Here is a 21,812-nt window from a genome sequence, read left to right as displayed (position 1 = left end):
CCGCAAAACTAACTTCGCCGTGTGTCAACGATGTTTTCCCTGTGCAACAGCAAATGAAATCTGGTGAGGCCCGCATCTCGCTCCAGATTGACCCTTGCGCTCCCCCGGTGCGCTATCTAAACTGACCGTACAGTTCATTTACGGAAGGGCGACGACATGAGCGTCTGGTTCATCACAGGAGCTTCCCGCGGGTTCGGCCTGCAGATCGCACGCGATCTGTTGGACCGCGGCCATCAGGTGGTCGCGACCGCACGCGACGCGGCCACCGTCACCGAGGCACTCGGCGAGAACGACAACGTGCTTGCCGTGGCCCTCGATGTCACCGACGAGACCCAAGCACGCCAGGCCGTGCAGGCCGCGGTGGACCGCTTCGGCCGTATCGACGTGCTGATCAACAACGCCGGCCGCGGGCTGCTGGGCGCCGTCGAGGAAGCCACCGACGCCGAGGTGCGCGCCGTCTACGAGACCAACGTGTTCGGCCTGTTGACCGTCACGCGCGCGGTCACCCCGGTGCTGCGCGCACAGCGATCCGGCACCATCGTCAACATTTCCTCGGTGGGCGGGTTCGTCAGCTCCCCGGGGTGGGGCGTGTACGCCTCCACCAAGTTCGCCGTCGAAGCACTCTCCGAAGCGCTGCATGCCGAGCTGCAACCCCTGGGAATCCACGCCATGGTGGTCGAGCCCGGCTACTTCCGCACGGACTTCCTGGACTCCTCGAGCTTGCAGATCCAGCAGAACACCATCGACGACTACGCCGAGGGGCCGGCGGGCAAGATGCGCACGACCGCAGCCGACCGCAACCACGACCAGCCTGGCGACCCGGTCAAGGCGGCGGCAGCCATCATCGACGTCGTCGAGTCCGAGCGGCCCCCGGTGCGCCTGCTGCTGGGCAACGACACCATCGCCGCGGTCGAGGGCAAGCTCGCCCACGTGCAAGCCGAATTGGCCCAGTGGCGCGACGTCTCGTCCTCGACCGACTTCGACGATGCCGCCTGAAACCGTCGGTGGGGCCGGCGAATACATCTTCGCCCGCCCCACCGGCCCGCGCAGCGACCGCATCCACCAGGCCATCTTGGATGCGACCGCACAACTCCTCGACGAGGGCGGCTATGCCGCCACGACGGTCGACGCGATCGCGGCCCGGTCCGGGGCCAGCAAGGCCACCATCTACAAACACTGGCCGTCACGAACTGCGGTCGCCGCCGAGGCTTTCGGCGCGATGATGGCCCAGGATCTGCCCTTGCCGGACACCGGAAGCGCCGTCGGCGACCTCGCCGAACAAATGGTGCGCGTCTCGGCGTTCTACGCCAGCAGCCGCGGTGACGTCTTCGCACAGTTGCTTGCCGCCTGCGTGGAGGATGCGGCGGGCGCGGTCTATTTCCGCGAATACTTTCTCGATGGTCGCCGCGCCGCCATCACCGAACTATGGCAACGGGGAGTCACCCGCGGCCATGTTGACGCCGACATCGCCATCGACGACGTCATCGATCTGCTGTTCGGTCCGCTGATATTTCGCCGCATGACCGGGCATTGCCCGCTCACCGAGCACCACGCGCGGCGGCTGGCTGAAGTCGCGCTGCGCGGCGCACTCGCCCTAAACGCCCCCGGCGCCGGCTGATCCCGCCACAATCACCGGTATGGGCCTGTTTCCGAAGTCGCACGCCACCCTGACCGACGTCGAGGTCGCCGACGCTCTGGGCCGCGCGGTCGCGGTCATCGACCCGCTGCTCGACCTGCTCGCCGAGGCCGATCCGATCGGGCTGCGCAAACGCACCCGCCGCCTGCTCACGCCGCCTCGTGGCCTGTCCGATCGCCTCCGCCGAATTCGGCTGCGGCGGCGCCGTAACGAGGCCGGTCGCGGCCCCAGCGTCACCCACCGCGCCCTGAACGCCGGGGCCCAGCTGATCAACGCCGCGGATCTACCGGGCACCGCGGCCTGGGAGCGGATGAGCCGCGAGCAACGCGTGCACTGGTGGGTGCACCGGGTGGGCGCGCTCAACACCGTGGTGGTCGCCTCCCCCGGGGTCTTCGGCTGGCTGACTCGAGTGGTCCCGGTGGGCGAGCTGGCGGGATTCATCAACCACGCCATCGTGTTGTGCGCGCTGGCCCGCGAATACGGCGTCACCGACCGCCGTGTGCAGGTGCGGCTGCTTGCCGAGGTGTTGTGCGGGCGGCATCTGCCCGAGAACGTCGACGTGCCCACACAGCCCGATCCCGCGCCACTGCCGCAGACGCCGCCGCCGGGGTGGAAGCCGCTGAAGTCGATCTCGTCATCGACCCCGGTGGTGATCACCCGGACCATCTGGCAGCTGGCCGGCATCCTGCGGGCAACGTTCGACGAGGTGAGCAAGCGCCCGCACCCGAAGAAGCTCTACCAGCGCCTGGGATCCCTGCCCGGCTTCGGTTTGTTCGCAGCCTATTTCGGCGAACGGGGCGCACTGATTCGAGCGGCCGACCAGGGCGTGGCGTGGCTCGAGGCCCACGAAGGCGGCGCCGATCCCGCCAAGACCGGGGACACAAGCCCGCTTTAGAAAACCCGAATCCAGTCGACGAGCATCTCCGCGGGATAGCTGCCCGGTCGTGGATCGCCGCCACCGGAACCGGCCACCGCCAAGTTGAACACCGAAAATACTTGGTATCCAGGGTTATTGAACGGCCAGTCCGCGATCGAATTCGCCGGAACCGAAAAGTAGGGTGCCGCACCGTCGACGTAGTCGCGCCAGAACCGGATACCGTCGGCGTCCCAGCGGCACCGCCAGGTGTGCCAGGCGCTGTCCATCGAAATCTGTTGGGTCGCCCATTCGGCACCGTTCGCTTTTGTGTGGACGGTGGTCGCCGACGGCCAATTGCCGTTGCCGTACCACTCCAGCACGTCGATCTCGCCTTGGTCTTCGTTGCCCATCCACCAGGCGGGCCAAGCCCCGGCGGTGAGGCAGTTCAGCTTGATCCGGGCTTCCCAGGTGTGCCCGATACCGCCCATCCACCGGCTCTGGACTTTGCCGCTGTAGTAGGTATCGCCGTCTTTGGCGGCGCGCAACACGAGGTTCGACTTGCCGTCGACGAACACGTTCTTGCGGTCGTCGCGGTATTGGCCGACGTTCTCGGGGCGCTCCCAAAACGTCGGGTCCTTCATTGATTCCCGCGCCCGTGCCACCGCCCACTTCGCCGGATCCGGCGCGGAACCGGCCGGACCGTCGAACTCGTCGCTGAAGAGGTAGTTCTGCGAGGGGGCCGAGGGCAGTGGATCGACGGGCCCGGGTCGGGCCCAGGCCTCCGGCAGGCGCATCGCGGCGGCGAGCATGCCGATTCCGGTCGTCAACATCAGGCTGCGTCGATCTATCTCGGCCACCTTCGCATGAAACCACTACCCGGCCGGGGCATCAATGGAAGCGTTACCGCTCCCATAGAACGAGCGAGCCGGCCGGGGATCACCCCGACCGGCTGGCGTCAAGTGACGAACCGTTCCTAGAACACCCGCACCCAGTCGATCAGCATGTCCGCCGGGTAGTTCCCCGCCCGGGCGTCGCCGCCGCCGGATCCGCCGATGGCCAGGTTCAGGATCGGGAACACGGTGTAGCCGGGGTCGTTGAACGGCCACTCCCGGCCGGGTTCCTCGATGTTCTCGATGCCGACGGCCGGAACGGAGAAGTACGGCTCCTTGCCCTCGACATAGTCCTGCCAGAAATACATCCCGCTCTGGTTCCAGGTGACCCGCCAAGTGTGCCAGTTGTTGTCGACCGGGTAGGCGAAGGTCTCGAACGCCGTGCCATACGGGTTGGCGTGCACAGTGGTGCCCGACGGCCACTCGCCGTTGCCGTACCACTCCATCAGGTCGATTTCGCCCTCGCGGCCCGGGTCATCGTTGGACAGCCACCATGCGGGCCAGGCACCGGAGGTCTGGCAGTCCAGCTTGATACGCGCTTCCCAGGTGGTGCCGATGCCGCCCCGCCAGTTGCCGTGCACCAAACCGCCGAAGTAGTTGGTGCCCTCCTGCGTGCCGCGGATCACCAGGTTGGATTTGCCGTCGAGGAAAACATTCTTGCGGCTGTCGCGGTACTGGTGAAAGTACTCGGGCCGGTCCCAGCCGACGGGGCGACGGATCGGGGTGCGGTGGTTGGAGATCGTCCACTTCGACGGATCGGGCGCCGAGCCGGCGGGTCCGTCGAACTCGTCATGCCAGATGAAGCCCCCGGGCTTGGCGGCGGCCGTAGGCGCGGCAGGCGCAGCGGGATCAGCCGGGGCAGACGGCGCCTGAGCCGGGTCGCCCGGCGCTCCAGGACCCGCCGGAACGGCTCTGGCCTGGGGGGTGGGGGCTGCGGCAGCCAATGCGCCGGCACCCAGCATCATCATGATCTGGCGGCGGTTCATCTCGGGCACGGTGGCAATCTAACCCACAGCGCACCGGTGTCAAACAACACAAGCCCGCCTGCGTGGCCTATGTCACCTCTGAGTTGGCTCGCTGCCGTCGGCACCGTCGTCGAGCACTCCCACTGCGATCCCGTAGGGCAGGAACCGCACCCGGCGTTTCGGGTCGGGATTGCGCTGGCTGGCCCGCAGCGCATCGATCTCGGTGGCGTAGACCTGCTCGACCCGCGCCGCTCCGTCGTCGCCGACGGTATAGATAGCCCAGACTCCATCGCCGGTCTCGCCGGTGGTCGCCGGCTCAGCCCGCGCAGCCCGAGCAAGGTCGGCGAAGATCGCACCCCAGCCGGCCCGGTTGCTCCCGGCAGAGCCGAACGTGCCCGAGAAGCGGTCGAATGCGGCACGCAGTCCCTCGCCGGCCTCACGCATCATTCGATCCAAATCCTCGGAATCGAATCCGAAGGCGCCGTTGTCGCCCATCGCGAGCCCCTTTCACCGTGGTCGCCACACCCCAGTGTGCCTGCGCGGGGCAGATCCGGCCACGGTCTCGGCGAGACCGTCCGGTGTGGCTAGTTCTCCGGAACCGTGATCGGAATGGGAATCGGGACCAACGGAATACGCAGGTATTCGGTGGTCATCGGCACGGTGGTGGTCGGCGGCACCGTGGTGGTGGGTGGTTCGCTGGTCGTCGGCGGAACCGTCGTGGTCGGCGGCGCCGTGGTCGTCGTGGGCGGAGCCGTCGTGGTTGTGGTGGTGCTGGTCGGCGGCGCGGTGGTGGTCGTCGTGGTGGGTGGCGCCGTCGTGGTGGTCGGCGGCGGCGCGGTGGTGGTCTGGGGCGGCGGCGCTGACGTCGTGGCCACCGGCGGCGGTGCGGGAGCGCTGGGCTGCGGCGGCGCGCTGGGCTTCGGGGCCGGTGGCACCACGGCGCTGGTTTCAGGAACAACCGGCGTCTCGTCGTCCTGGCCGCGGGTCAAGCTGTACAGCGCCCCGGCAACGGCGATCAGCGCCACCACGATGCCCACCATCAACACCAACCGCGGTAGCCGTGAAGGCGCTCGACGGCCTGAGATCGGCGCAGCGGGCACCGCAACTGTCGGACGGCATCCGGTACCCGGATCTTGGTCGTAGTAGGGGTCTTCGGCATAAGGGACGTAGGGCACCGGTTCGGCAACAGCGCTGCCGTCCTCCTGCGACCAGGCGAACGCGTCCACCACAGCGCCGGAGCCGGGAGCAGACATCACGGTCGGCGCCATGTCGGTCGCGTCGACGGCTTCTGCTTCCCTGGTGGCCTCGTCGTCCTGCGGGTCATACATAGCTGACTACCTTGGATCGACAACGGCTGGAATGGCCTCACCATAGGCGGGGCCGAACCGTTCAGGATCGCCGACACACCGGCGGTCGGCGGGCTATCAGCGGATTCACACCACGGTCAGCGGTAACGATTTGCGGGTGCGGAACACGAAATCCGCACCGCTGCTGACCTTGGTCACCATCACCTCGGGCAGTTCTTTTGCCTCGACATCGGTCTCGGTCAGTCGAGCCGTCCATTGATCTGCTGCCCCCTCGATCTCGACCCGCAGACGCGGGTTCACGGCGGTCGCGATGGCCTGCAGCGGATTGACGTTCTGCGGCGAGCACAGCGTGATCCAGGCATGGTCGTCGTGGGCGGGCGAGGGGTGCACCGCGATGGTGTTCTCGCCGAAGTCGGCGCGCACGTAGCCGGTCGGGTTGAGCAGTGGGTGCAGTTCAAAGGTGCGCAGCGCGCCGTCGATGTCTGCGGGCAGTTTCAGCGCGTTCTTGATCCGCTGGGCGCCCAGCCCCGCCAGGCCGGTGAGTTGGCGCCGCCCCACCGATGCGGCCAGCTCGTCGGAGTTGGCCCGGGCGCGGACCGCGAGCGCGAAGGACAGGTAGAGCAGGTGCATCTGCAAGCACACCTCGTCGGCGATGCGGACCAGCGCCGAATGGGAGAACGCGCTGAAGTCGACGTCGGTCAGCAGCGGTCCGGAGTAGTCCGCTAGGCCTTCGTCGGCGGCATCGATGTCGTCGAGTTGCCAAGTGGCGGCCCGGCTTTCACTGATCACCGCCAGCGCGGGAATCGGCTGGGCCGGCGGGTAAGACTCGTCGATGATGACGGTCCAGTGACAGTGCGGTTGCCGGTCCGATGGCGTGCGAGGTGGCCGGTGTACGGGACGGCACTGGGCGTGGACATTGGTGGCCACCGCGGTGGCGTCGAAGGTCGGGTCCTCGATGGTGTGGCACATGCCGAAGACGTAGTCGTCGCCCATCGGCTCCACGTCGAGCAGCGCACCGCAGCTGGCCAACTCGAACTCGCCGTTCCAGCGGTCGTGGACGGTGAAACGAAAGTCCATGAACTGCGGCGGGGAACCGATGTCGAACTGCAGGCCTTTGAAGATGGTGAAAACGTCGTTGCCGGTGTAGCCCAACGCGCGCTGCATGCGCTGGGTGTAGATGGGGCTGGCGCCCGCCCATTCCTCGATGGCGATCTGCACCATTTCCTCGCGGCCGAACTCCGAGATGCACCAGGCCATTCCGGACCGGTCGATCATGTGCCCGATCAGCAGCAGTTCGGGCACGAGCACAGCCAACTCGTCGCGGGACAGCGACGCATACCTGGATTCGGTCACGCGCTAAAAAATAGTTGGATCTATGTTATAAAGTCAACAATGTCTATTCCTGCTGGTTCCGCCCGGGTTTCGGGGCCCGCTGGGCCGACCCGGCGGACCAGCTCGCCCCGCAAGCGCGGCGACGACACCCGTGCCCGGATCATCGACGAGACGGTGCGCTGCATCAGCGAAGAGGGTTTCGGCGCAGCGACCGCCAAACATGTCGCCGAGCGGGCCGGCGTGACCTGGGGTGTCATCCAGTACCACTTCGGGGACCGCAACGGCCTGTTGATGGCCGTGGTCGACGACGGGGTGGCCGAACTGCTGACGAGCCTGTCCGCCGTCGACGTCAGCGAGCTGGGACTGCGGCAGCGCATCGAAGCCGTTGTCGACACCGCGTGGCGCTGCTACGCCAGCCCGACCTCGCTGGCCGCGTTCGAGATCCTGCGGGCCACCCGCGGCAGCTTAGGTGAGCAGTCCCACGAGCACTTGATCCAGATGAACACCGCGATCAACAGGCTAGGCCGGCTGGTCTCCGACGACCCGGCGGATTCCGGTGTGGCCGAGGTGATCTGGGCAGCGCTGCGGGGAATCATATTGGCGCAGATGCTGATAGGCGGTCCCGTCGACTGGCACACCGAGCGACGGGTGTTGCTCGACATGGTCGCCCACTACCTGCAACGTGATCGCGGTCAGCCGATCGAGCGTTAGCCGGTCCGCCAGTGGGCCGGAAGCGGCTGACCCTCACGCTGCCGGGTGTGATACGCCCACGACGACGCCAGCCAGCCACTGCCATTGGTCAGCGTCGTGATCGGCTTACCGTCCTGATCGTCGTTTTTGCCGTTGGTCTTCGGATTGCGGCGAGCGTTGGAGTCGGGCGTTGCGCCTTGGCCCGCCGTCGTTCCCATCATCGCCTCCTGACATGCCATTCCCGGCGGCAGCCCGCCGGCGACCGGCAACGGGGTTTCGGCGGCAGCCAGCGTGAAGGCCACCGGCTTCATCTCCGGGGCAGCAGACGCCCAACTCGGCGGCACCGACAGCCCGCCGACCGGGAGCGCCCTGCCGACACCGGGACCCATCGCCGGCGTGGTGGATGCCGACAGCACCCCGCGCGGTCCGATCCCCTCGAAGGTCAACGCACCCTCGGCACCACCGCGGACATACACCAGACGCCCCCAGCCGGCGCCGTTGCTCACCACGGTGTACAGGCTGGAGTCGAAACTGAGCCCACTGGAGGCGACGCTGGTGAACGGCGACACTTGGCCCAGATCGGCGACCAGGGTCTGCCACCAGGAGGGCGGGTCGGTGGCGGTGGCCGCCGGATGCAGCACCTGCTGCAGGGCCGTCTGCAGGGCACCGTTGAGCGGGGCCGCGGCGTGACCGTCGGCGACCGCCTTGGCGACCGCGGCCGACTGCGCACCGGGTCCGACCGGGTTGGTGGTCTGCGGGGCGTGGTCGAGCGCCGGCAATGCGCTGGCCGGCATCGCCGCCGCCGCGTAGCCGTACATCGCGACGGCGTCTTGGGCCCACATCTCGGCATACGCAGCCTCGGTGGCGGCGATGGCCGCGCTGTTCTGACCGAAGAAATTGGTGGCGACCAGGGCGGCCAGCAGCGCCCGGTTGGCGGCTATCACCGGCGGCGGAACCGTCGCGGTGAACGCGGCCTCGTAGGCGGCGACGACGGCCTTGGCCTGGCTCGCGGTCTGTTCGGCATTGGCGGCGCCGGCCTGCAGCCACGCCACGTAGGGCGCTGCAGCGCCGGCCATCGCGACCGACGCCGGACCGGCCCATGCCTGGCCGAGCAGAGCCGAAATCGCTCCGGAGTAGCCGCCCGCGGCGGTCTCCAATTCGGCGGCCACAGCGTCCCAGGCCGCCGCCGCGGCGAGCATCGGTCCCGCGCCGGGGCCGCTATACATCCGGCCGGAATTGATCTCCGGGGGAAGCAGCCCGAAGTCCATGGCGGCCACTAGCCGGCAGCCGGCGGACGCGGCACGACGGTCCGGCGCGCAGCGGCCGCGCGCGACGTCGCCGCACCCAGACCGCGACCGGCCAAGGTGCCGAGCATGGTCTCACCGAACGCTCCACCTGGCACCCCGGTGGCAAAGGCCGGCGCCGCCGACACGGCGGGGGCCGGTAGCGGTGCTCCCGCCGAAGTGAGCGTGACCGGCATCGCCCAGCCGTGCGGCACCGACAACGCCCCGATCTTGAGCGCGGTACCGGCGCTTGCCGACGACCCGACACCGCCCAGTCCGGCACCCAACCCGGCACTGCCGAGTCCGGTTTTGCCCAGCCCCAGGCCGCCCAGCCCCAAACCGGCCGGGCCGATCTTGGGTGGGTGCAGGATTTCGTCGAGGCCGCCGGGGTTCTCCGCCTGAAACGCCGCCAGACCGATCCCGTTGTTGACGTTGCTGAGCATGTTCGCCGTTCCCGACCAGCTGGTCATCGTCGCGCTCATGCCCTGGGTGGCCAACCCGGTGAACGGCGATACCTGCCCGATGAGCGAAGTCAGCCAACTCATGAAATCCGTCGGGCCGGCGGCCGCGGCATCCGAAGCCGCCTGGGTGACCGCGGTGGACTGTGCGGCCAGCCCGGCGCTGTTGGTGGCCTGCGGCGGCTGGTTGAACGCGGCCAGGTTCGCGGCGGCCGCCGAAGAGCCGGCGTAGCGGTACATCGCGGCCGCGTCCTGCGCCCACATCTCGGCGTATTGACGCTCGGCTTCGGCGATCGCCGGGGAGTTCTGCCCGAAGAAGTTCGTGGCGACCAGCTGCGCCAGCAGGACTCGGTTGGCGGCGATTACCGGTGGCGGCACCACGGCGGCCACCGCCGTCGAGTAGGCCTCCGCCGCGGCGGTTGCCTGGCGAGCCGTGGCTTCGGCCTGAACGCCGACACCACGCAGCCAGGTCACATACGGCGCAGCAGAGGCCGCCATCGCCACAGCCGACGGGCCGGTCCACCCCCCGGTGACCAGTCCTGAGGTCACTGAGTCGTAGCTGGACGCGGCGGTCTGCAGCTCGGCGGACAGGTTCTCCCAGGCCGTAGCCGCGGTCAGCAACGAACCCGATCCGGGTCCGGAATACATGCGCCCCGAATTGATTTCCGGCGGAAGCACACCGTAGTCCAGGAACATCACACCCCCTCGGCGCGAGCCGTTTTGTGGCCAGCTGATTGTTAGCTTGCTGGGAATGAGCAAACGCCTGGTCGGTGAATCGGAGGTTAAGGTTGGGCGTTCAAACGGGAGAACATCTGTGAATTGTGATTTCTCCAGCTACTTTCCAGGCACTTGCCAGGCTGGCGGTATTCATCTGGCGTTCATGTCGTCGCTGCGACGGATTAATCCCGGGCGAGAATGCTTTGGCACGTGAAACACGCCCGATGGATCGTGACCGCGGCGACCGCCGCGGCCCTGACAGGTCTGGCCCCGACGGCCTATGCCGAACCCGATCCCGATGCCACATTCATCAGCACCATCGAACAGGCGGGGATCGAGTACACCAACGCCGCCGACGCGGTCGCCGTCGGCCGGGAAGTCTGCGCCTATCTCGGGACCGGCCATCACGTAGATTCCGCGGCACGCGCCGTGCGGATCTCGAATCGCAGCATGTCGGTGAAGAACGCCGCCCGGTTCGTGACGTTCTCCCAAGTGGCGTTCTGCCCCGACTCGATCACCGATTGACGACAAGGAAGACGATGGCCATTCGCATGCCCCGCACACTCGCCGTAAGCGCATTCGCGGTGGCCGGCCTGCTGGGCCTGGCTGCACCGGCGGTTGCCGACACCGATGACAACGGCTTCCTCGGTGCCCTCGACAAGATGGGCATCTCCTACCCCGATGCCGCCGACGCCGTCGCCGGCGGGCATTCGGTGTGCGAATACCTGGCCGGGGGGCACTCGCCCAATCAGGCGGCCAAGGCCGTGAAGAACGCCAATCCCAGCCTGACCTTGACCCGGGCGTCGCAGTTCGTCAGCATCGCCCGAGCGTCCTACTGCGAAGAGGGCTGACGGACTACTTTGCGATCGCCATGACCGCGCCCGGTCGCAGCCACTGAATGATCTGCACCAGCTTGGCATCGTCGATCGCCACACAGCCCGCGGTCGGGCCGCCGTCGGTGGTGTGAAAGAAGAAGGCGGCGCCGTCCCCGGGGGTACGAGCGGTATTGACCCCCATCACCACAGCGTGCTTGTACTGCGGGATCTCGAGGTTCTCACTCTCACTGGTGTCGAACGCACATTGCGCTTTCTTGCACACCTGCATGGTGTTGAACGTCGGGCTGTGGTCGTCACCGTCCCACCAGTGATCCGGTCCGACCTGTACATACTGCAGTCCCCCACCGGGGTTCGGCGCGGTGCCGAACGCATACGGCAAGGTGAATACACCCATCGGGGTGGCCGGATAACCGCTCTTCGCCTTGGCTGCCATGCCGGCCGAACCGACATGAGTCGGTATGCCGGCGGCCACCGGCTGCCAGCCCGTCGCGCTGCGCTGGTAGACGTCCATCTTGGCGTCCGAACCGCCCACTCCGACAACCGAAATCACCTGATTGGCATTGCCTACCGACCGGGCAAACCAGGGAATGACGTCGGCTTGGGCTCCCGGGGCCGCGGCCAGCGCCGCAGCAACCGTGCACAGGGCAGCGCTGAACACGCTCACAAGTCGGCGCATTCACTCATCATCTGTGCATGTCAGGACCGGGTCAAACACCGCTCACGGCGTGCCGGGGTTCAGGTGGCCGCTTTCACGACGCGGTGTTCACGACCCCTGCCGGCGCGGCAGGTCTTCGACCGGCGCCTCGGCTTTGAGCAGGCCACGGGACGACAGATAGTCGCGGAAGTACTCACGATGTTCAGCACACGTCAGCCAAACCTTGCGCCGCTCGGGGGTGTGCAGCTTCGGGTTGTTCCACAGCATGCCGTACACCGCGTCGGCGCTGCAGCCCTTGCGGGAGCACACGAGCACATCGACCGGGTCGGCGTTACTGCTGGTCATGATGGCCATCCTGCGGCGCGCCGGCGGATCCGGTCAACCCCGGTCGCCGCCACGGTTGCAGGGCCAGAGCCCACGCCGTCAGATAAGCCCAGCCCAGCGCCCAGCCGGCCAACACGTCGGAGGGGTGGTGCACGTTGAGCGCTACCCGAGACACACCGACCGCCGCCACCACCAGCACGCCGGCGCTCACGGCCGCCACCCGGGCATTGCGCCGCAGGGTGGGCAGCGCCAACAGCACCAGCGCGCCGACACCGATCATCACTCCCAGTGCGTGCCCGGACGGAAACGAGGTCGAGCTCGCCGAGACCAGAGCCGTCACCGGCCGCGGCCGCCCGACCGAGCCCTTGGCCACTACCGTCAGCAGACCGCTGGCCTCCACCGAAACCAAGAGGAACAGTGCGGCGCGCAGCCGGTGACGCAGCACCGCGACCAGGGTCACCACCATGCCCACCGCCCGGAACACCGCCGGTGCGAAAACCGTGGAGATGCCATCCCAGAACCGGACCCAGATCGGGTGTTTGACGGCGACGTCGTAGCTCGCGTCCAGGGCGGCGTTGTCGACCTCGGCCAGCCAGGTCCAGCCCTGCCGATACCCCACCAACATCAGTACGTAGACCGCCACCGCGGCCGCCATCGAGATCAGTGCCGCGGCACGCGCGGTCGAAGGCGACACCAGTTAGTTCCCGCCGCGGGAAGTTTCGCCACCGCGTAGGTCCGGCCAGGGTGGGCGGCGCAGTACTGCCAGAGACGCGATGACCGCGGACAGCAACCCGGTGAGCACCCCGACCAGTGCGATCCGATTCGCGTCGACCGCGGCCACCCACTTGGCCTGCTCGCCGCGAATCACCATCACCCCGAGGGGTGTCGCACTCACTTTCGACCCGTCCGGGCCTGACGCGGTCACCCGTGCAGCGGTGATCACCGTCGCCCCATCCGCGGTCTGGTGGGGTTCGCCGTAGACAAGGTCTGCGGCGGCACCGGCTGAGAAGTGGTCGAGCAGTTGCGAACGTTTCATGACGAGCGTCCCTTCGTGTGGCTCCTACCATGATCCCGTGGCTGATCCATCGTTCACCGTGCAGGAGCGCCAAGCCGTGTACCGGGTGATCGCCGAGCGGCGCGACATGCGCCGATTCGTGCCCGGCAGCACTGTCGAGCCCGACGTCCTGGCGCGCCTGTTGGCGGCGGCCCACGCCGCACCGAGTGTGGGCCTCATGCAGCCGTGGCGGTTCATCCGAATCACCGACGGCGCCCTTCGGCAGCGGATCCACGCCTTGGTCGATGAGGAACGTCATCGCACCGCCGAGGCACTGGGCCGCCGCGAGCAGGAGTTCCTGGCGCTGAAAGTGGAAGGTATCCGCGAGTGCGCCGAACTTTGGGTGGTGGCGTTGCGAGACGGCAGGCAGGCACACATCTTCGGTCGCCGTACCTTGCCGCAGATGGATCTGGCGTCGGTGTCGTGCGCCATTCAAAACCTCTGGCTGGCGGCCCGCGCAGAGGGGCTGGGCATGGGCTGGGTGTCGCTTTTCGAACCTGCGCAGCTGGCGCAGCTGCTGGGCATGCCCTCGGATGCGGAGCCCGTGGCGATCCTGTGCCTGGGTCCGGTCCCGGAGTTCCCGGACCGGCCGGCGCTGGAGATCGACGAGTGGGCCTACCGCCAGCCCTTGGGCGAGTTTGTTGCCGAAAATAGCTGGGAAACAACCGCATTACACCCGGATTCCAGCGTCCAATGATTCTCCGGACCGGCGCGGGCGCAGCATCTTGCGATGAGAAGCACCCGGCCCAGGCGGTAGGTGCCTTCCGCCTGGGCCGTCGTGACGACTGGACTACCTAGATGTCCAGACCGAGGAACGCGGCCCCCGGATCCATCAGCGCGGAGGCGTCGAAGCCCTCGAACAGCGCGCTGAGGTCCACGTTCCCCAACGGTGTCACCAAGATGTCGGTAACGGTGCCCTCGGCGCCCTCCAGACCCGGGATTGCGGTGTAGACGTTGACGAAGCCGCCACCGAAGTTGAGCACGTCATACACCGAGCCGATTGCGGGCAGATCCCCAGTGCCCACACCGGTGGCGGCGGTGACGCCGTCGACGGTGAACTCGTCTCACGTCGGTGTGTACGGGCGCGTTCATTCTGGCCCGGGCCGGCCTGCTCAGCAGACGTCGCGCGACCACCCATTGGCGCCACACCGCGCGGCTGGCGCGCGCGTTCCCCGACATCGACGTCGAGCCGGACGCGATCTTCGTCCGTGACGGCCACGTCTTCACCTCGGCGGGTGTGTCGTCGGGCATCGACCTGGCACTGGCCCTGGTCGAGCAGGATTACGGCACCGAACTGGCCCGTCAAGTCGCCCGCGCTCTGGTGGTATACCTCAAACGTGCTGGCGGGCAATCACAGTTCTCGGTCCTCGTGGAGAGCGATCCCCCACCGGGGTCGGCGCTACGTGGCGTTCTCGATTCGATCGCGGCTGATCCCAGTGCCGAACACAGCGTGAAAGCCCTTGCCGCACGAGCATCGATGAGCACACGTCAGCTCACCCGACTGTTTCACTCGGAACTGGGATTCACCCCGGCCCGCTACGTCGAAACGATCCGGATCGACATCGCCCGGGCAGCGCTCGACGCGGGTCACAGCGTCACAGACACTGCACGCCTGGCCGGCTTCGGCAGCACCGAGACGCTGCGGCGGGTTTTCGCCAGCCACTTCGGCATTTCTCCGAAGGCATATCGAGACCGATTCCGCACCACCGGGGCCAGGCGCCAACCGGACCCCGGGCCGCGCACGTGGTCGGGCGAAGGCGGCCATGTCCGAATCGTGGCAACCGTCTCAGCCAGTGACTCCCGCGGATCACGGAACACCACGCCGAGGTAACGTTCGGCCGATGACTCGCCACGACGAAGCCGCCGCGGTCCGCCAAGTCTGGTCGGCGCTGGGACTGCCGGGAATCATCGACATCCATACCCATTTCATGCCCAAGTCGGTGATGGACAAGGTGTGGAAGTATTTCGATTCGGCCGGCCCGATGGTCGGCCGGCCCTGGCCGATCAACTACCGCATGGCTGAGTCCGATCGGGTCGATACGCTGCGCGCATTCGGGGTGCGCCGGTTCACCTCGCTGGTGTACCCGCACAAGCCGGAGATGGCGGCGTGGCTGAACCAGTGGGCAGCCCAATTCGCCCGCGACACACCGGATTGCCTGCCCACGGCGACGTTCTATCCGGAACCCGGCGCGGCCGACTACGTTAAAGCCGCCATCCATTCCGGAGCCCGGATCTTCAAGGCACACATTCAGGTCGGCGACTATGACCCGACTGATCCGCTGCTCGACGAAGCCTGGGGCGTGATCGAGGACTGCGGCATTCCGGTCGTCATTCACTGCGGCTCCGGTCCTCGGCCCGGCCGCTTCACCGGGCCCGAACCGGTTCGACGGTTACTACGCCGCCACCCCCGGCTGGCCTTGATCGTCGCGCACATGGGCATGCCAGAGTACGACGAGTTCCTCGACATCTGCCTGGAATCCGAAGCGGTACACCTCGACACCACGATGGCGTTCACCGCGTTCGTTGACGAGCTGATGCCGTTCCCGACCGGCGCTGACCCGCGTTTACGCACCGCGGGTGAGCGGATTCTGTTCGGCAGCGACTTTCCGAACATCCCCTACGGCTACCGCGAGGCACTGGACGCCATCCTCGCGCTGCCGGGCATCGACGACGCCTGGCTACGTGGGGTTCTGCACGACAATGCCGCACGGCTGTTCGCAACCGAGTTACCATCCGGTTGACGTCGCACCGGGGTCCGCAGGACCGGGGCGACCAACACCCGCGAAAGGCCGGCCACCGTGAGCACTGACGTCACCCCGCTCAATCCGCCCATCCCGATTCCCGATGTCCCCGGTGCCGACGCCGGCGAACATGGCTTGCCGCACCGCAGCGAGTTGTCGTTGCGGGAGAAGGCGATCGTGGATGTGTCGGCCTTCGCCGACATCGGCCTGCGCACCGCGGTCGCTTCCATGGTTGCCGCGGCGATGGTCCCGTCGGTGCTGACCACCGCGGTGGGCCGCAAGCAGTCCCGCCAGGAGCGGGAACGGCTGGCGTACTACGCCGAGCTGGCGTCACACCATGACCCGATGCGATCCTTTCCCGCGCCTGCGGAGCTGCCGAGGGTCTCGGCCCGGCGGGCGAATCCGATCGCGGAGCGGATCGCCCGCGGCACGGTCGAAAACGTCTCGTTTCGCAGCGGTTTCGAGGCGGTCAATCCGGCGATGCGCGACTCGTGGCGTGCCCTGGGGAACAACAACACCGCACGGTTTCAGCATTGGCGGCACGATGACGGGCCGCGGCCGACACTGTGCGTCATCCACGGATTCATGGGGTCGCCCTACCTGTTCAATGGCCTGTTCTTCTCGCTGCCGTGGTTCTATAGAACCGGCTACGACGTGGCCTTGTTCACGTTGCCCTTCCACGGGCGGCGTGCTGAAAAGTACTCCCCCTTCAGCGGATACGGCTACTTCTCGCACGGCATGTCAGGCTTCGCCGAGGCGATGGCCCAAGCGGTTTACGACTTCCGATCGATGATCGACTATCTGGAGTCCACCGGCGTCGACCGCTTCGCGTTGACCGGTCTGTCGCTGGGCGGTTACACCAGCGCCCTGCTGGCTGCCGTCGAACCTCGATTGCAGGCGGTCATCCCCAACGTTCCGGTGGTTGCCGTGGAATCGGAGATCCGAGACTGGTTTCCGGCCAACCTGGTGCTCCAGGGCGGCCAACGGCTGGGGCAGGTCGCCGGCGACGAGTTCGTCGCCGCGACCGCCTACCACTCGCCGCTGAACTATTCCCCGCTGGTGGCCAAGGAACGGCGACTGATCATCACCGGCCTGGGGGATCGGCTGGCACCGCCGGAGCAGTCCGAGATGCTCTGGCACCACTGGGATAAGTGCGCACTGCACTGGTTTCCGGGAAACCATGTGCTGCACGTCAGCCAACCGGCCTACCTGCGCAGGATGACCGCGTTCCTGCGGCCATACATGTTCTAGCCCGCCGGCCCTACGGCGGCGACCCCGCTAGTGCGCGGCCGCAACTGCCGTCGTGACAGGCCACCGCAGGCCGGCGATCTCGTCGCCCGACACCGTGGTGTGGCCGTCCAACCGGACGCCGGACAGCGGGTGCAGACCCAGCAGCGCATTGCGATGGTTACCCTGCTGCGGCAGCAATCCGGCCAGCGGTGCACTACCGTCGGGTGCCGGGCCGGTACGCAGCGCGCAAGCCGCCGCCACAGTCTGCTGACCGTCGGCCTCGGCGACTTCCAGCACCGTCCAGGTCTCATTGGCGTTGACCGCCTGAATTCGGCTGATCGTGTCGGCCAGCGCAGCGTCGATCCCCACCTGGTAGGCGGCGACGTGGTCACCCGAGCCGTCGACAACCGACCGCCACGCCTCCCGAGCACCCGCGTCGATCAGCGACGGAATCTCAGTGTCGGCGACGATCGCGGTGTCCCAACCGATTTCGCGGAGGTGGTCGGCGAGGCGCCGCACGGCGATGTCAACGGTCCGCTGCAGCGGGATTGACGCCGACCGGGCCTGCAACGCCGCCAGGTTCGGCGCAGCCGCGTAGGTAAGGCCGATCCAGGTGTCGGTGGTTCCCGCCCCGGCGCGGGTGGTGATGCGCACCGCGTCGGCCCGTAGGCCGTACCGGTTCAGGTAGCTCGCGATCAGCGACACCGGTACCGCGTTCCCGGCCGCCGAGGCCGTGATTCGCAGCGCCGCGGTCGCGCGGGCGCCGGCAGCGCTCCTACGGTCGGTGTGCGCGCCGCCGCGTGAGCGCAGCATCGACAACCGGCGATGAGCGATCGTGGTGAAGTGCAGGCCACGCCACCAGCCGAGCAGCAGGATCGTCACGATGATGCCCACGGCGAGCGCCCAGCGCTGCGCGGTGGTCTCCCAGGGATTCGCCATCACCGCGGGCACAACGGCCAACAGCACCAAGGCGATCCGGGCCGGTCCGGGTCGGGGAATGGTGGTTCGGTGCGAGCTCACAGCTGGTTTTCCTTTCGTCGGCGAGCAGCCGCGGCGCCAGTGGCGACGGCGGCGACCAACCCGGCCAGCAGCGCGGTTCCGGCGAAGGCCACGATCCGCGGCGCCGGGTCCTCGGGTTGCGGTGCCGGGGGTGGGGAGATCTTCTTCGCGGGTGCGGCCGCCGGGTCAGCAGCCGGGGGCAGTTCCCAGGTCAGGGCGGCCACCGGGTCGATGGTCCCAGCGCCCACCAGAGCGGACGGTGCGCGCGCGGAGTTGTGGGCAGTCGCCACGATCCGGTGCGCGACCTGCATCGCGGTCAGGTCCGGGTAACGGCCGCGAACCAGCGCGGCCACGCCGGCCACGTAGCCCGCGGCGTACCCGGTACCGCTGAGCGGCACCAGCCGACCTTGGTTGCCCGGCAGCGCGTTGGCCAGTCCACCGTCGTCGCGGTTGCTCACCGAGACGATCTCCTCGCCGGGGGCGGCCACACCGACCCACGGTCCGGCCATGGTGAATCCGGACGGCTGTCCGCTCGATGACAGTGCGGCCACTGACAGCACGTAGGGGTGCCACCACGACGGTACCGACAGGGACGTCACTCCCGCCCAGTTGCGCGGGTCCTGCGGGCGACTCAGGTCGGTGAGCGGATTGGACTCGCACGCCTCCCCGCCACCGCCGACCGAGCCGGTCTGGCCGGCGTCTCCGGCGGCCGCCACGATCAGCGCGTCCTTTTCCACCGATGCGTAGCGCAACGCCGCACCCAGCGCCGTCTGGTCGACGTTGCGGTCGGCGGGCAGGCAGGTGGTGGTGGAGACCGTGATGACCCGCGCACCGAGGTCGGCGGCGTGCACGATGGCCCGCGCCAGCGCGGTGATGTCGGTGATCACCCGGGTCGTCCGCGGGTCGTCTCCGCCCAGCCGCGGCGAGATCGCCGCGGAGGCGGTCCGCAGTGACAGCAGCCGGGAGGCCGGGGCCACGCCGGAGAAGCCGTCATCACCGGGCTGGCCGGCCACGATCCCCGCAACCAGCGTTCCGTGCCCGTCGCAGTCGGTCAGGCCGTCGGTCGTGCCGATGTAGTCGCCGCCCGGATCCACCGCCCCAAGGCGAGGACCCGGCCGTACGCCGGTGTCGATGACGGCGACCGTCTGGCCCTCGCCCCGGGAGAACTGCCACGCGCTGGGCAGGTCGAGCAGGCGCTGTCCGGCGGGCGCGCTGCTGACGTTGCTTCCGGGCATCAAACCTGAACTGACGCAGTCGCCGTGCTGTTCCATCGGCGCGACGGGGCCGGGCGTTCCGCTGGGCGGCGGCACGGTCGGGTCGACCGTCGGCGGGGTGATTGCCAGAGCCGGCGCGCTGGTCAGCAATGCTGCCAGCACCGCGATCCCGGCACCGCGTACCGCCGTGCGGCTACGGCTGCGCTCTACGGCAACGGTCATCGAGACAGAACCCAGGCGAAAATGCCGACCAGGTAGGCCATGACTGGGATCAAGGTGGCGTCGACGCCGGAAGCCAGGAAGCCCACCAGGCGACGCACCGGCAGTGAGTAGCTGTCCGGCGATGCCACAGACGGGCTCAGGGAGACTACTGCCCATACCGCCACCAAGGCGGCCAGCACCAGTACCGCGCCGAAGGCGGCCGCGAATCGGCCGGTGGCCGCGTAACCGACCAGCAGGGCAATCGCCGTCAGGTGCGGCTCGGCCAGCAGCCAGGCCTTGCACCACGCCGAGTCCCACACCCGGGCCCGCAGCACCGAGGCCACCCCGATGCCCGCGACCACGTACCATGCCCAGCCCGAAAGACCTTCGGGCACAAAGGCGATAGCAACAGAACCGAGCACAGCGAGCAGCACCGCACCGGCGATGAATCCGGTCTGGTGGGCGTCCGTGACACGGACCCGGCGAGGCAGGTCTTCAAGCACGCTCTCCGGCAGCGCAGACGGCGTCGGGTCACCCGGCGCCGGGATCACCGGCAACGGCAGCCGCGCCCACAATGCCGAAACCTGCGGTGCGGCAATGGTCAGCAGTAGGGATGCGGTGATCAGGGCAGCGCCCAGGGTGAGAGGCGGCAACTCCCAGAAGGACTTGACGGCAGCCGCCGCCAGCACTCCGACACCCACGACCACCGCGGCGGTGAAGAACGCGATCCCGCGCTCGCCACGACCACCCGGCGGCAGGATCAGGCAGATCAGCGACCATGCGCTGACCGCGGCGGCGCCCAGCACCACATGCGCCGGACCGAATACTCCAGGCACCGCCAGGGTGCCCACCGCGGCGAGCGGCACCAGTGCCGCAATCGACAGGGTCAGTGCGGCTTCGGCCGAACGCGTGCGGCACAGCAGCGCAGCGAGCACCGTGAGCAGGGCGATGGCCCCAGCCGCGAACAGACCGGTGGGTTCGCCGGTCAGGGCGCGGTGCGCCGCCGCGAGCCCGGTGGCGGCGACGATCAGCCCCGTCCCGGCAGCCAACGACGCACGTTGAATGTGCTTGACCCCCCAGGGCTTACGCCGAGATGCCGAGAAGATGACGGCTGCGTCGGCGATGTCCTCGATGATGCCCGGGGCGGCCGGACCGACCGGCACCGGGCGTAGGGCCAGCAGGTCGCCGTCCACGACCCCGACGGTGTCCAGGTTGGCGTCCAGGCTGAACGGTGCACCGCCGACCGGCGCCAGGCTCAGCCGCGTCGCACCGGCAGGCTCGGCCGAATCCACGGAGTCGCCGGCGTCCGGGGCTACCAGGCGTTGCACCGCCGGCAGGATTTCGCGCAGCGGCAACTCCGCGGGCACGGCAATCTCGGTCAGCCTACTGTCGGACAGGACCGCGATGCGGACAATCGGCATGACGGCGCTGGTCAGCGCCGGGGCTTCGGTCATTGGTGTTTCCTACTCTTTTCTGCGAGGACGATCTTCTCGCTGTCTTAGGACAGCTGGTTGGTGAAATCTCTGGACAGGCGCTGACCGGGGAACCACGTGCCCTCGGGCAGGGTGGCGGTCAACTGTTCAATCGCGACGGCAGTCGCAAAGTCGGTTCCAGGCCGGAAGGTCGAGACCCATTCGCCGTCGAAGGCCCGCGAGGGGGTGACCAGGATGCGGCCCGCCTCGGCGTCAACCAGGCTCATCCCCACTTCGGTGGTGGTGTGCCGACCGTCTCGGGCGCATCCCGCGACGACCTCGACGTAGTGCCGCGGTCCGGTGAACACCGACTCGACGATCGGCCGCGCTGAGGCGGGAATGCCCAGGTAGTCAAGCACTTCGGTGAGCGGGGCACCGGCCCGCAGTCGTTCGTCGGCGCGCGCACCGACCCGGGCCGGCAGGGTGAACTCGTCGAACCGGGCCGGTGGGCGTTGCCGCAGGCCTGCTCCGAGCACCGGGACCAGCAGGCGCGGGTCGTCGATGTCCATCACGGTGAAGGTGACCAGTTGTGCATTGCGCAGTGCCACCACCGTCCGGCCGGGCTTGCCGGTGTTCTGGTCACGGCGCGCGACGATGCCGCGCAACATCTCGGGGACCCCGCCGGCGGCCGAACCCACATAGCGCAGGTCCAGCCACCGGTCGGGGAAGCACACCACCCGGATCCATTCGGCCACGGCCGGATTGACCGTGCCCTCTGGCGAGACAACTCCCATCCGGGTGAGCTCGTCGCGCTGGCGCGCCATGAACGCGCCTCGCTCCCCGGCGTCCGTGTAGGGCATGGTGATTGCCAAAACCCACGGAAAAGACCCGGCACCCACGGTTTCCGCGATGTACCAGGCTTGCTCGACGGTCAGTTCGGCAGCGTTGGGTTCAGTAACCATCGCTGCCTTCCCTCATCGAGCGGATCATTGGGGTCAGCCCCACTTGGCGG

25 protein-coding genes and 1 pseudogene are annotated in these 21,812 nt (G+C 68.2%); 11 read left to right on the top strand and 15 right to left on the bottom strand.

The genetic code is table 11. The annotated features are described in order from the left end of the window. Positions 1-156 precede the first annotated feature (156 nt). The 3 genes from N416_RS0117270 to N416_RS0117260 are packed head-to-tail and all read left to right on the top strand — an operon-like array spanning position 157 to position 2,531. A complete protein-coding gene (locus N416_RS0117270) occupies positions 157-996 on the top strand; it encodes an oxidoreductase (RefSeq protein WP_024443356.1) in 840 nt (279 codons plus the stop codon). Further along, positions 986-1,618 carry a TetR/AcrR family transcriptional regulator gene (locus N416_RS0117265; protein ID WP_024443355.1) on the top strand — a complete coding sequence of 211 codons (633 nt, stop codon included), beginning with the start codon at positions 986-988 and terminating at the stop codon, positions 1,616-1,618. The genes N416_RS0117270 and N416_RS0117265 overlap by 11 nt, the downstream gene beginning before the upstream one ends. A 19-nt stretch (positions 1,619-1,637) precedes the next feature. Beyond that, complete coding sequence (locus N416_RS0117260) at positions 1,638-2,531, top strand: hypothetical protein (RefSeq protein WP_024443354.1); 894 nt, start codon at positions 1,638-1,640, stop codon at positions 2,529-2,531. On the opposite strand, the gene N416_RS0117255 is transcribed toward N416_RS0117260, so the two are convergent. The 3 genes from N416_RS0117255 to N416_RS0117245 all read right to left on the bottom strand — a co-directional run bounded on the left by N416_RS0117255 (position 2,528) and on the right by N416_RS0117245 (position 4,842). After that, positions 2,528-3,349 (bottom strand): family 16 glycosylhydrolase, encoded by an 822-nt coding sequence (locus N416_RS0117255; protein WP_024443353.1) that lies wholly within the window; start codon positions 3,347-3,349, stop codon positions 2,528-2,530. The two genes, N416_RS0117260 and N416_RS0117255, sit on opposite strands and share 4 nt — an antisense overlap. A gap of 116 nt (positions 3,350-3,465) precedes the next feature. Beyond that, entirely contained in the window at positions 3,466-4,368 is a 903-nt protein-coding gene (locus N416_RS0117250; protein ID WP_036458360.1) for a family 16 glycosylhydrolase, read from the bottom strand. A 72-nt stretch (positions 4,369-4,440) separates the two neighbouring features. Continuing rightward, positions 4,441-4,842: a hypothetical protein gene (locus N416_RS0117245; protein WP_024443351.1), complete on the bottom strand. Its 402-nt coding sequence runs from the start codon at positions 4,840-4,842 to the stop codon at positions 4,441-4,443. 114 nt (positions 4,843-4,956) lie between these two features. Here N416_RS0117245 and N416_RS23585 point away from each other — a divergent pair, with 114 nt between their 5' ends. Continuing rightward, positions 4,957-5,490 (top strand): hypothetical protein, encoded by a 534-nt coding sequence (locus tag N416_RS23585; RefSeq protein ID WP_196805152.1) that lies wholly within the window; start codon positions 4,957-4,959, stop codon positions 5,488-5,490. Positions 5,491-5,780: 290 nt separating this feature from the next. Here N416_RS23585 and N416_RS0117235 read toward each other — a convergent pair whose 3' ends face one another. After that, a complete protein-coding gene (locus tag N416_RS0117235; protein ID WP_024443349.1) occupies positions 5,781-7,007 on the bottom strand; it encodes a hypothetical protein in 1,227 nt (408 codons plus the stop codon). A 39-nt stretch (positions 7,008-7,046) separates the two neighbouring features. On the opposite strand from N416_RS0117235, the gene N416_RS0117230 reads away from it, so the two are divergent. Then, entirely contained in the window at positions 7,047-7,697 is a 651-nt protein-coding gene (locus tag N416_RS0117230; RefSeq protein WP_024443348.1) for a TetR/AcrR family transcriptional regulator, read from the top strand. On the opposite strand, the gene N416_RS21800 is transcribed toward N416_RS0117230, so the two are convergent. Then, positions 7,694-8,944, bottom strand: coding sequence for a PPE family protein (locus N416_RS21800; protein ID WP_024443347.1), 1,251 nt, complete (start codon positions 8,942-8,944; stop codon positions 7,694-7,696). The genes N416_RS0117230 and N416_RS21800 overlap by 4 nt on opposite strands. An 8-nt stretch (positions 8,945-8,952) precedes the next feature. Beyond that, entirely contained in the window at positions 8,953-10,113 is a 1,161-nt protein-coding gene (locus tag N416_RS0117220; RefSeq protein ID WP_051190300.1) for a PPE family protein, read from the bottom strand. Positions 10,114-10,344: 231 nt separating this feature from the next. Between N416_RS0117220 and N416_RS0117215 the strand changes: the two genes are divergently transcribed. Then, positions 10,345-10,659 (top strand): DUF732 domain-containing protein, encoded by a 315-nt coding sequence (locus N416_RS0117215; protein WP_024443345.1) that lies wholly within the window; start codon positions 10,345-10,347, stop codon positions 10,657-10,659. 26 nt (positions 10,660-10,685) lie between these two features. Beyond that, complete coding sequence (locus tag N416_RS21795; protein WP_036458367.1) at positions 10,686-10,985, top strand: DUF732 domain-containing protein; 300 nt, start codon at positions 10,686-10,688, stop codon at positions 10,983-10,985. A 4-nt stretch (positions 10,986-10,989) separates the two neighbouring features. Here the strand turns inward: N416_RS21795 and N416_RS0117205 are convergent, their stop codons facing one another. From N416_RS0117205 to N416_RS0117190, 4 genes are all read right to left on the bottom strand, one after another. Then, on the bottom strand, positions 10,990-11,646 hold the full coding sequence (locus N416_RS0117205) for a L,D-transpeptidase (RefSeq protein ID WP_024443344.1): 657 nt from the start codon (positions 11,644-11,646) through the stop codon (positions 10,990-10,992). A gap of 87 nt (positions 11,647-11,733) precedes the next feature. Next, positions 11,734-11,970: a hypothetical protein gene (locus N416_RS0117200; protein WP_024443343.1), complete on the bottom strand. Its 237-nt coding sequence runs from the start codon at positions 11,968-11,970 to the stop codon at positions 11,734-11,736. Beyond that, a complete protein-coding gene (locus tag N416_RS0117195) occupies positions 11,957-12,643 on the bottom strand; it encodes a phosphatase PAP2 family protein (protein WP_024443342.1) in 687 nt (228 codons plus the stop codon). The genes N416_RS0117200 and N416_RS0117195 overlap by 14 nt, the downstream gene beginning before the upstream one ends. A 3-nt stretch (positions 12,644-12,646) precedes the next feature. After that, positions 12,647-12,985, bottom strand: coding sequence for a hypothetical protein (locus N416_RS0117190; protein WP_024443341.1), 339 nt, complete (start codon positions 12,983-12,985; stop codon positions 12,647-12,649). A 37-nt stretch (positions 12,986-13,022) separates the two neighbouring features. Between N416_RS0117190 and bluB the strand changes: the two genes are divergently transcribed. Further along, on the top strand, positions 13,023-13,700 hold the full coding sequence (gene bluB, locus N416_RS0117185; RefSeq protein WP_024443340.1) for a 5,6-dimethylbenzimidazole synthase: 678 nt from the start codon (positions 13,023-13,025) through the stop codon (positions 13,698-13,700). Between the two features lie 97 nt (positions 13,701-13,797). Here the strand turns inward: bluB and N416_RS23335 are convergent, their stop codons facing one another. Further along, the gene (locus tag N416_RS23335) at positions 13,798-14,028 is read right to left on the bottom strand and encodes a hypothetical protein (protein ID WP_125079677.1); all 231 of its coding nucleotides are present in this window, start codon (positions 14,026-14,028) and stop codon (positions 13,798-13,800) included. Between the two features lie 35 nt (positions 14,029-14,063). On the opposite strand from N416_RS23335, the pseudogene N416_RS21790 reads away from it, so the two are divergent. The 3 genes and pseudogenes from N416_RS21790 to N416_RS0117170 form a co-directional block, all read left to right on the top strand. Next, a pseudogene (locus tag N416_RS21790) lies at positions 14,064-14,708 on the top strand (GlxA family transcriptional regulator); the annotation flags it as partial. A gap of 136 nt (positions 14,709-14,844) precedes the next feature. Next, a complete protein-coding gene (locus N416_RS0117175; protein ID WP_024443339.1) occupies positions 14,845-15,744 on the top strand; it encodes an amidohydrolase family protein in 900 nt (299 codons plus the stop codon). 57 nt (positions 15,745-15,801) lie between these two features. Then, a complete protein-coding gene (locus tag N416_RS0117170) occupies positions 15,802-16,995 on the top strand; it encodes a S9 family peptidase (protein ID WP_024443338.1) in 1,194 nt (397 codons plus the stop codon). Between the two features lie 27 nt (positions 16,996-17,022). Here N416_RS0117170 and eccE read toward each other — a convergent pair whose 3' ends face one another. The 4 genes from eccE to N416_RS0117150 all read right to left on the bottom strand — a co-directional run bounded on the left by eccE (position 17,023) and on the right by N416_RS0117150 (position 21,762). Further along, complete coding sequence (gene eccE / locus N416_RS0117165; RefSeq protein WP_024443337.1) at positions 17,023-17,994, bottom strand: type VII secretion protein EccE; 972 nt, start codon at positions 17,992-17,994, stop codon at positions 17,023-17,025. Then, complete coding sequence (mycP, locus tag N416_RS0117160) at positions 17,991-19,409, bottom strand: type VII secretion-associated serine protease mycosin (protein ID WP_024443336.1); 1,419 nt, start codon at positions 19,407-19,409, stop codon at positions 17,991-17,993. The genes eccE and mycP overlap by 4 nt, the downstream gene beginning before the upstream one ends. Continuing rightward, complete coding sequence (eccD, locus tag N416_RS0117155) at positions 19,406-20,824, bottom strand: type VII secretion integral membrane protein EccD (protein WP_024443335.1); 1,419 nt, start codon at positions 20,822-20,824, stop codon at positions 19,406-19,408. The genes mycP and eccD overlap by 4 nt, the downstream gene beginning before the upstream one ends. A gap of 62 nt (positions 20,825-20,886) precedes the next feature. Further along, on the bottom strand, positions 20,887-21,762 hold the full coding sequence (locus N416_RS0117150; protein ID WP_024443334.1) for an ESX secretion-associated protein EspG: 876 nt from the start codon (positions 21,760-21,762) through the stop codon (positions 20,887-20,889). Between the last annotated feature and the right edge of the window lie 50 nt (positions 21,763-21,812).

The organism is Mycobacterium sp. UM_WGJ (genome assembly GCF_000455125.1).
In the GTDB taxonomy this organism is placed as follows: domain Bacteria; phylum Actinomycetota; class Actinomycetes; order Mycobacteriales; family Mycobacteriaceae; genus Mycobacterium.
The sequence above is the reverse complement of the archived record's forward strand: the minus strand, read 5'-3'. Positions and strand labels throughout refer to the sequence as shown.

Bases quoted from the DNA above. Each gene is read 5' to 3' on its own strand.
- N416_RS0117220 (WP_051190300.1), bottom strand. From the start codon at position 10,113: ATGTTCCTGGACTACGGTGTGCTTCCGCCGGAAATCAATTCGGGGCGC.
- N416_RS0117250 (WP_036458360.1), bottom strand. From the start codon at position 4,368: ATGAACCGCCGCCAGATCATGATGATGCTGGGTGCCGGCGCATTGGCT.
- N416_RS0117175 (WP_024443339.1), top strand. From the start codon at position 14,845: ATGACTCGCCACGACGAAGCCGCCGCGGTCCGCCAAGTCTGGTCGGCG.
- N416_RS0117205 (WP_024443344.1), bottom strand. From the start codon at position 11,646: ATGCGCCGACTTGTGAGCGTGTTCAGCGCTGCCCTGTGCACGGTTGCT.
- mycP (WP_024443336.1), bottom strand. From the start codon at position 19,409: ATGACCGTTGCCGTAGAGCGCAGCCGTAGCCGCACGGCGGTACGCGGT.
- N416_RS21795 (WP_036458367.1), top strand. From the start codon at position 10,686: ATGCCCCGCACACTCGCCGTAAGCGCATTCGCGGTGGCCGGCCTGCTG.
- N416_RS0117230 (WP_024443348.1), top strand. From the start codon at position 7,047: ATGTCTATTCCTGCTGGTTCCGCCCGGGTTTCGGGGCCCGCTGGGCCG.
- N416_RS0117200 (WP_024443343.1), bottom strand. From the start codon at position 11,970: ATGACCAGCAGTAACGCCGACCCGGTCGATGTGCTCGTGTGCTCCCGC.
- N416_RS0117270 (WP_024443356.1), top strand. From the start codon at position 157: ATGAGCGTCTGGTTCATCACAGGAGCTTCCCGCGGGTTCGGCCTGCAG.
- N416_RS23585 (WP_196805152.1), top strand. From the start codon at position 4,957: ATGGGAATCGGGACCAACGGAATACGCAGGTATTCGGTGGTCATCGGC.
- N416_RS0117245 (WP_024443351.1), bottom strand. From the start codon at position 4,842: ATGGGCGACAACGGCGCCTTCGGATTCGATTCCGAGGATTTGGATCGA.
- N416_RS0117260 (WP_024443354.1), top strand. From the start codon at position 1,638: ATGGGCCTGTTTCCGAAGTCGCACGCCACCCTGACCGACGTCGAGGTC.
- N416_RS0117265 (WP_024443355.1), top strand. From the start codon at position 986: ATGCCGCCTGAAACCGTCGGTGGGGCCGGCGAATACATCTTCGCCCGC.
- N416_RS0117190 (WP_024443341.1), bottom strand. From the start codon at position 12,985: ATGAAACGTTCGCAACTGCTCGACCACTTCTCAGCCGGTGCCGCCGCA.
- N416_RS0117150 (WP_024443334.1), bottom strand. From the start codon at position 21,762: ATGGTTACTGAACCCAACGCTGCCGAACTGACCGTCGAGCAAGCCTGG.
- N416_RS21800 (WP_024443347.1), bottom strand. From the start codon at position 8,944: ATGGACTTCGGGCTGCTTCCCCCGGAGATCAATTCCGGCCGGATGTAT.